Source organism: Vibrio genomosp. F10 str. 9ZD137, assembly GCF_049974785.1.
GTDB lineage: Bacteria > Pseudomonadota > Gammaproteobacteria > Enterobacterales > Vibrionaceae > Vibrio.
The window spans coordinates 1-7,676 of the sequence record NZ_JBNGCJ010000513.1 but is presented as its reverse complement, the minus strand read 5'-3'; the positions used below and the strand labels follow the sequence as shown (position 1 = coordinate 7,676).

9 protein-coding genes and 1 pseudogene are annotated in these 7,676 nt (G+C 42.7%); 2 read left to right on the top strand and 8 right to left on the bottom strand.

Annotated elements, in window-relative coordinates; genetic code table 11:
* Positions 1 to 19: 19 nt before the first annotated feature.
* From ACP45E_RS12525 to htpG, 3 genes and pseudogenes are all read right to left on the bottom strand, one after another.
* A pseudogene (locus ACP45E_RS12525) lies at positions 20 to 409 on the bottom strand (ferrochelatase); the annotation flags it as partial.
* A 110-nt stretch (positions 410 to 519) separates the two neighbouring features.
* A complete protein-coding gene (adk, locus tag ACP45E_RS12520) occupies positions 520 to 1,164 on the bottom strand; it encodes an adenylate kinase (RefSeq protein WP_017033189.1) in 645 nt (214 codons plus the stop codon).
* A 323-nt stretch (positions 1,165 to 1,487) separates the two neighbouring features.
* Positions 1,488 to 3,392 carry a molecular chaperone HtpG gene (htpG, locus tag ACP45E_RS12515; RefSeq protein WP_017037916.1) on the bottom strand — a complete coding sequence of 635 codons (1,905 nt, stop codon included), beginning with the start codon at positions 3,390 to 3,392 and terminating at the stop codon, positions 1,488 to 1,490.
* A gap of 242 nt (positions 3,393 to 3,634) precedes the next feature.
* On the opposite strand from htpG, the gene ACP45E_RS12510 reads away from it, so the two are divergent.
* Positions 3,635 to 4,504: a winged helix-turn-helix domain-containing protein gene (locus ACP45E_RS12510; protein WP_017037917.1), complete on the top strand. Its 870-nt coding sequence runs from the start codon at positions 3,635 to 3,637 to the stop codon at positions 4,502 to 4,504.
* Positions 4,504 to 5,028 (top strand): regulatory protein ToxS, encoded by a 525-nt coding sequence (locus ACP45E_RS12505; RefSeq protein WP_017037918.1) that lies wholly within the window; start codon positions 4,504 to 4,506, stop codon positions 5,026 to 5,028. The genes ACP45E_RS12510 and ACP45E_RS12505 overlap by 1 nt, the downstream gene beginning before the upstream one ends.
* Before the next feature lie 98 nt (positions 5,029 to 5,126).
* On the opposite strand, the gene yfcE is transcribed toward ACP45E_RS12505, so the two are convergent.
* The 5 genes from yfcE to ACP45E_RS12480 form a co-directional block, all read right to left on the bottom strand.
* The gene (yfcE, locus tag ACP45E_RS12500) at positions 5,127 to 5,672 is read right to left on the bottom strand and encodes a phosphodiesterase (protein WP_017037919.1); all 546 of its coding nucleotides are present in this window, start codon (positions 5,670 to 5,672) and stop codon (positions 5,127 to 5,129) included.
* Positions 5,673 to 5,705: 33 nt separating this feature from the next.
* Positions 5,706 to 6,128: a CBS domain-containing protein gene (locus tag ACP45E_RS12495; RefSeq protein WP_017037920.1), complete on the bottom strand. Its 423-nt coding sequence runs from the start codon at positions 6,126 to 6,128 to the stop codon at positions 5,706 to 5,708.
* A complete protein-coding gene (locus ACP45E_RS12490; RefSeq protein WP_017037921.1) occupies positions 6,125 to 6,475 on the bottom strand; it encodes a P-II family nitrogen regulator in 351 nt (116 codons plus the stop codon). Before ACP45E_RS12490 ends, ACP45E_RS12495 begins: the two co-directional genes overlap by 4 nt.
* 12 nt (positions 6,476 to 6,487) lie before the next feature.
* Entirely contained in the window at positions 6,488 to 7,258 is a 771-nt protein-coding gene (locus ACP45E_RS12485) for a DUF1538 domain-containing protein (protein WP_069585055.1), read from the bottom strand.
* Positions 7,255 to 7,676: DUF1538 family protein (locus tag ACP45E_RS12480; RefSeq protein WP_141707325.1), on the bottom strand; the 422-nt coding region annotated here is incomplete at its 5' end. The genes ACP45E_RS12480 and ACP45E_RS12485, both read right to left, overlap by 4 nt.

Sequence of the window (7,676 nt, the reverse complement as noted above, 5' to 3'; positions counted from 1 at the left end):
GACCCGCTCTTCCGATCTAGTACTGCGGATACAACGGAAGGACAAGGATGTCATCCACGCCTCGTTCTTGAAGAGATTCTATGCCCGACTTTAAACTCGGGTTGCCATAGGTCATACCAAGTTCGACCGGGATACCTATCGCGGCCTCTAAGCGTTCTTTTTGTCTGCAAGAATGCACCATCAAAGGCGAGCCTTCTTCCATCCATACCGATTGATACAATTTAGCGACTTTAGGTACACGGACAGGAAGAATAATGCCATGCAACAAAGGGCACCATAACCAGCGGGTCATATCAACCACACGGTGATCATGTAAAAACTCAGATAAAAATGCCTTCACTGCTTTTGGCGTAGCGGCATCCGGTGTCCCTAAATTCACGAGCAAAATGCCCTGTTTTGTATTTTCCATAACCCAGCTTATCGTTAATGTGTGTCTGCTTGTTTACGCTTATCGCTCCAATACGGATCAAAAAAAGCGACCTTATAAAGGTCGCTTCACTATATCAAATAACTTGTCAATTAAGACAGTGCTTTTGCCAGCTCTGCACTCACTTCAGCCACTTGCTTAGTGCCGTCAAATTTCAGGTACTGAGTGTTGCCTGCTTGTGCTTCTTTACCGTAGTACTCGATAAGTGGCGCAGTTTGCTCGTGGTATACGCCTAAACGTGCACGAACTGTCTCTTCTTTATCATCATCACGCACAACAAGGTCTTCACCGGTAATGTCATCTTTACCTTCCACTTTTGGCGGATTATAAATTGCGTGATAAGTACGACCAGAAGCAAGGTGAGCGCGACGGCCAGCCATGCGCTCAACAATTACGCCGTCAGCCACATCAAATTCAATCACATAATCAACATTAACGCCCATTTCTTTCAAGCCGTCAGCCTGAGGAATGGTACGAGGGAAGCCGTCTAGCAAAAAGCCTTTTGCACAATCATCTTCAGCAATACGCTCTTTGATTAAACCTAAGATGATCTCATCAGAAACAAGTTGTCCAGCATCGATTACTGATTTCGCTTGCTTGCCCATTTCAGTGCCCGCTTTAATTGCAGCACGCAGCATGTCACCCGTTGAGATTTGTGGAATACCATACTTTTCCATGATGAATTGAGCTTGTGTGCCTTTACCTGCACCTGGAGCACCTAGAAGGATGATGCGCATGTTTGTTCCTCTTTAGAAATAAATGATTTATACCGAAGCTCACAGTGTCACTAAATCGGTTAACCGTTTAGCGCAGTCGCAACGATAAGTTTCGGTATAAGGTTTTAAAACAGTGTTGTTTAGATGAGTATCCGTGCATATAACCGATTACTCAGTCGAGCATATTAACATATTTTTTTACGTTCGGACTGAATTACGACTAAAGAATGGCTCAGCACGATAACGTTTACGTCCTTAATAAACAAAAGTTAGGTCTTTTCGACGATTCTAAGGACAATTAGTAAAAAAGCTCGCCAAAGCGAGCTTTTTTACTACATTTGGTATTAAACCTTAGTCAAAAGCTTGTTGATCGCACCGACAAACTGAGATGGATCTTCCATTGAGCCTTTTTCCGCAAGCATTGCTTGACCTAGCAACACTTCAACCCATCCACCAAACGCTTGCTCATCGACTTCATCAGCCATGCGCTTAACAAGATCGTGTTGAGGGTTCAGTTCAAAGATGTATTTAACTTGAGGCGCTTCTTGGCCTGCCGCTTCGAGAAGCTTAGCCATCTGAGTACCCATTTCAAAATCATCCGTCACAACAACGGCAGGCGTACTATCGAGCTTAAACGTTGTGCGGACTTCTTTAACACGATCGCCAAGGTAAGCTTGAGTGCGCTCAACAACCGACTTAAACTCTTCTTCCGTCTCTTTTTGTTGCTCTTTCTCTGCTTCATCTTCAAATTTGCTCAGATCAAGACCTGCTTTCGTAATTGACTGGAACTGCTTACCATCAAATTCCGTTAAGTAGTTCATCAACCACTCATCAATGCGATCCGACATAAGAATAACCTCAATGCCTTTCGCTTTAAATTGCTCAAGGTGAGGACTGTTCTTTGCCGCTACATAGCTATCAGCCGTTAGGTAGTAGATCTTATCTTGTTCTTCTTTCATGCGCTCAACATACGCCGCAAGACCAATCGTTTGATCGGAAGAATCCACTTCTGTTGAAGCAAAACGCAATAAGCCTGCAATTTTCTCTTTGTTGGCTGAATCTTCTGCTGGGCCTTCTTTTAGAACCAAACCAAACTCTTTCCAGAAGCTTTGGTATTTTTCTTCGTCATTCTTAGCCAGACGCTCTAGCATTGTTAAAACCCGCTTGGTACAAGCATTACGCAGTGATTGAGTCACTTTGTTGTCTTGTAGAATTTCACGCGAGACATTCAACGGTAGATCATTCGAATCAATCAAGCCACGAGTAAAGCGCAAATAAGATGGCATGAACTGCTCTGCGTCATCCATAATAAAGACACGTTGAACGTAGAGCTTCAGACCTGATTTATGGTCTCTGTTCATCATATCCCAAGGGGCTTTAGCCGGGATATATAACAAGCTAGTATAGTCGTTTTTACCTTCTACTTTGTTGTGGCTCCACAGCAAGGAATCGGCAAAGTCGTGCGACACATGCTTGTAAAACTCTTGGTACTCTTCATCAGAAATATCCGATTTACTGCGAGTCCACAGTGCCTGAGCTTTATTGATTTGCTCCCACTTCGTTTCTTCGGTTTCCTTGCCTTCTTCATCTTTAACCACAGTTAAGATAGAAACCGGGATTCCGATATGGTCAGAGTACTTGCTGATGACATCACGTAAACGCCATTCTGAAAGAAACTCTTTACCTTCATCACGCATATGTAAAACAATATCCGTGCCGCGAGTCTCTTTAGTAATATCTTCAATGGTGTAATCACCTTCGCCAGCAGAGTGCCATTGAACGGCTTGATCAGAGTCAAGACCAGCACGACGAGTACGAACAGTGACCGCGTCTGCCACGATGAAAGCTGAGTAAAAACCAACACCAAATTGACCAATTAACTGTGAGTCTTTTGTTTGGTCTTCTGAAAGCTTCGAGAAGAAATCAGCGGTGCCTGATTTGGCAATAGTCCCCAAATGCTCAATGACATCGTCACGAGTCATACCGATACCATTATCAGAAATCGTCAATGTGTTCGCTGCTACATCAAAGGATAACTTAACCCCTAGTTCGGCGTCACCAGCGTACAGATTTGAATCTGATAGTGCTTGAAAGCGCAATTTGTCTGCAGCATCAGAGGCATTAGAGATAAGCTCTCTTAGAAAGATTTCTTTATTGGAATATAAAGAATGAATCATTAAGTGAAGTAGCTGTTTTACTTCAGACTGAAAGCCGCGTGTTTCTTTATTGCTTGTTAACGTCTCGCTCATATTAGCTCCGTGACTCTTATCATTTATGTACAACCCACTAAGGGGCAATTGATAGTTAACATGAGGATGACAATTGTAAATTCAAGGTCAAAAACCATAAAAACACTGTTTTTTTTATCATTTTTGTTTATCCTACTGTCGAAACTTATCAAAGAAACTAAAATCATAACTTTGATGTTTCAGTCATTGACATTCAAACTCACTGTTTGCCCCTAATAACTTGTCTAATTAAGAAGAGTCCAATGAGCAATATAGGCACAAAGTTTATCCTTGCAGACCGATTTACTTTTGACCCAAATAACAACTCATTAGTAGATAACGAGAGCGATACTGACCTAGTGCGTTTAGGCAGTAATGAAAGCCGTATTCTATTACTGCTGTGCGAACGCCCAAATGAAGTGATTACTCGCCATGAATTGCATGAATTTGTTTGGCGAGATCAAGGCTTTGAGGTAGATGATTCGAGTCTCACTCAAGCGATCTCTACGCTAAGAAAAATGTTGAAGGACTCAACAAAATCACCGCTATTCGTAAAAACCGTCCCTAAGCGCGGTTATCAACTGATCTGCTCCGTGAAAGCAACCACAGTACTTGCTTCATCAAAAGAAGTGACGTCATTTAACATTGAAGAAAAACCAATGTCAGAACCTGATGTTTCAGAGTCATCGATTGCAGAATCAAAACAGGTTCCTAATGCCAATGAAAATACAGTCAGTGCGCTCGGTGTAGAACCTAACGTCAAACTCACTACACCTTCAAAGTTGATTCCTAAATTACTGCTTCTATTGGCGATGGCTCTGCCATTGATGGTGGTGCTTTTCACGACACCAAGTGAGTCTAAATTTAGAGAATTAGCGGTTTATCAAGATGTCCCGGTGATAACGCCATTCAATCATCCAGACCTTTCACAATGGCTTCCATCACTGGAACTATGTGTAAACAGCTACTTAAACCAACATAAAGACGAGTTAACCCCCATTAAAGTTATTGCTACGGGTGGTCAAAATGAGCAAGTGATACTCAATTACATTCACACTGTTGAGCAGTCTAGCAACAACAAAACCGTTCGTATTGTTTGGAAAAACCCTGATATTAACAAGGTGTGTTTATAATGAATAAGATCATGACTCAGAAAATCACGACTATTATTCTCGCAATATCTGCTTTGTTTAGCGCTTGGTTATATTGGGGAAGTGACCTCAAAGTTGAGCAAGTCCTTACTTCGCACGAGTGGCAGTCTCGATTAATCACAGAGGTATCTCATATCGCCGGTGATTCCGTTGGCCCATTACGCCGAGCTGAAGTCAATTCCAATGTAAAATACCTACCAAACGGGACTTACATCCGAGTGTCACTGGTACGCTTGATCGTTGAAGAAAGTGATAGCATCGTCATGATCAATATCTCAGAAACCGGTGAATGGGATATCAGTGACAATTACCTTTTAGTATCACCAAAGGAATTTAAGGATGTCTCTTCAGCGCAAACCAAAGACTTTACTGAAGAGCAATTGAAGCTGATTACACAACTGTTCAAGATGGAAGCGAGACAAAGCCGCCGTATTGATATTGTCAATAAACAGACACTGTTGCTGACCAGTTTGAATCATGGTTCAACCGTTCTTTTTACTAACTAGTTCCTTGTTACTGTTGTGCTGATTAGGGAGACTTCTGTCTCCCTTTTTTTGTTTTGCCATCGTTCTGATTACAAAAAATAGTATTAACGTTGATATTTTTAATCTTGATAGTGTGAAAGAATCTCTCCATCAAAGCTCACGACTTGAAGTACTCCGTCACTTAAGCGGCCAAAGCTTGCTGGGTAACCATCTCGAGGGAAAGTTGCCGAGCCCGGGTTAAATACAACGATATCTCCGTGTTTTTCAGCAACAGGAATATGTGTATGCCCATGAACAAGAACGTCATTTTCTTTTAAGGGTGGGCGTTTATTCGAATTATAAAGATGTCCATGCGTAATGAACATTCTCTGCCCAGACTCCATTAAGACCCACGTGTAGTCTGTCATCATTGGAAAGTCCAATAGCATTTGATCAACTTCACTATCACAATTGCCTCTAACCGAAATTATCGAATCTGCATACTGATTTAATAACACAGCCACCTCTGAAGGCGCGTAACCCTCCGGTACTGGGTTTCTAGGGCCATGATTTAGCGTATCCCCGAGTAAAATCAAAGTGGTAGCACCTGACTGTTCAAATTGTTCAAGTACTCGTTTCGTTGCTGGCAAGCTTCCGTGTAAGTCGGAGGCAAAAAATAATTCCACAGAAAATACTCCTGATTAATGACCAGCGATATTCTAGAACCTATTTTCTCGCTCGTCATCAATAGCCATGCCATTAAACACAATATTATTGTAGCTAACCATACCAATCACTTCTCCGTTCTCGATAACTGGCGCTCGACTTATTTTAAAACGCTCAAACAGACGTGCGCAGTATTTCACATTCATATTTGGTGCGACCGAGAGAGCTGGCTTAGTCATAATCTCGTAGACGTTTGTTCTCATCGGAGAGCGATTTTTAGCCAGGACTTTTTTCGCGATGTCATTCATCAGTATGATGCCAAACTCATCTTCTTCGTTTCGCTTGTTTACAATAAGAGCCTTCACATTATGCTGGCGTGCAAGTGCTATCGCTTCATTGACCGTGGTTAACCCATCAACCATGACATAAGTATTCGCCATGACATCTCGCACTTGTATTATTTCATGTGTCTTCATAGTTTATCCTCAACCACCTTCGTTAACGTTTCAACCTGATGAGCAACACCAACGGCATCTTCCACATCGATCTGCACAGCAATACCTTGACCTGACTCTAAATCAAACTCCCCGACGTCACTGATCGTTTCTAAAATATGCCGAGACAAGTGCTCCTCAACAACGAAAAGCAACACATCTTTTTGAACTTCTAAAGTCAAACCAAAGAAGGTTTTTTTCTTATTAAGCCCCTCACCACGAGCATTATTAATCACGGTGGCACCTGTTGCACCCGCTTCTCTAGCGGCATCCAGAACGATGTCTACTTTACTGTCTTCAACAAATGCCAATATGAGTTTAAAGCGCATTAGACTTCTCCTTTAATGCTTTTTTTTGTTCAATATTTGTGTAATTTGCGCATAAGCCATGACCGAAATAATCGGAAACAAGCTTGCAAAGGCAATCAGCCCAAAACCATCAATCACAGGATTTCGACCTGGGACCGTGGAAGCCAGCCCGAGCCCCAGAGCCGCAACTAATGGAACGGTAACGGTTGATGTCGTGACGCCCCCTGAATCGTACGCTAACGGGACAATCAACTTAGGGGCAAAAAAAGTTTGAATAACAACGACGATGTAACCGCCAATGATGTAGTAATGGATGGGATCCCCAACCACAATTCTGTAGCTTCCCAGAGCAATGCCGAATGCTACGCCAATGGCAACGGCAATTCTCAAACCGTTGACACTGATGCTCCCACCGGAGACTTGGTTCGCCTTAATAGCCACGGCAATTAATGATGGCTCAGCAATGGTCGTACTAAACCCAATAAGAAACGCAAACAAATACACCCAATAATAATCAATCCAAGAAAGATGAAGACCAATGCTTAAGCGCACTTCATTTAGAAACTTGGGGGCTGTGAGTTGCTGAGCCATGGTTTCTCCCAATGGAAACAATGCCAAATCGAGCCCTATCAGAAAAAGAGAGAGCCCGAGCAAGACATAAAAGAAGCCAAGTAAGACGTGAGGCAGATTATTGATTGGGCGTCGTAATACAGCCACTTGAAAGCCAAACAGGATCGTAACAATCGGAATCACATTCACAATCGTATCAAGGAAAATACGGAAGAAATGATCAATAGTTATCATCCAATCACCATTCCATAAACCATGACAAACATCATGGGCAGTAGAGAGGCAAACGCAATCAACCCAAATCCATCGATCATTGGGTTTCTTCCTTTAATCGCAGAGGCTAACCCCACGCCTAAAGCGGTCACCAAAGGGACGGTAATCGTTGATGTGGTGACACCACCAGAATCATAAGCAATACCAATAATATGATCAGGGGCAAACCCAGTAAGTATAACGACCCCGATATACCCACCGATGATCATATACTGTATTGGCCACCCTTTTAAAATTCGTAACACCCCCACTAATATGGCGACCCCTACAGACAAAGCAACGGTATAGCGAAGCCCATTTGCGTAAGAGTCGATCTCTTCAATGGTACTGGCTATGATGCCACCTTCTGCTGCGACCTCGGCTGCTTCATTGGCAACTG

Excerpts from the sequence above, each read along its gene's own strand:
- adk (WP_017033189.1), bottom strand. The coding sequence starts at position 1,164 with ATGCGCATCATCCTTCTAGGTGCTCCAGGTGCAGGTAAAGGCACACAA.
- htpG (WP_017037916.1), bottom strand. The coding sequence starts at position 3,392 with ATGAGCGAGACGTTAACAAGCAATAAAGAAACACGCGGCTTTCAGTCT.
- ACP45E_RS12510 (WP_017037917.1), top strand. The coding sequence starts at position 3,635 with ATGAGCAATATAGGCACAAAGTTTATCCTTGCAGACCGATTTACTTTT.
- ACP45E_RS12505 (WP_017037918.1), top strand. The coding sequence starts at position 4,504 with ATGAATAAGATCATGACTCAGAAAATCACGACTATTATTCTCGCAATA.
- ACP45E_RS12495 (WP_017037920.1), bottom strand. The coding sequence starts at position 6,128 with ATGAAGACACATGAAATAATACAAGTGCGAGATGTCATGGCGAATACT.
- ACP45E_RS12490 (WP_017037921.1), bottom strand. The coding sequence starts at position 6,475 with ATGCGCTTTAAACTCATATTGGCATTTGTTGAAGACAGTAAAGTAGAC.
- ACP45E_RS12485 (WP_069585055.1), bottom strand. The coding sequence starts at position 7,258 with ATGATAACTATTGATCATTTCTTCCGTATTTTCCTTGATACGATTGTG.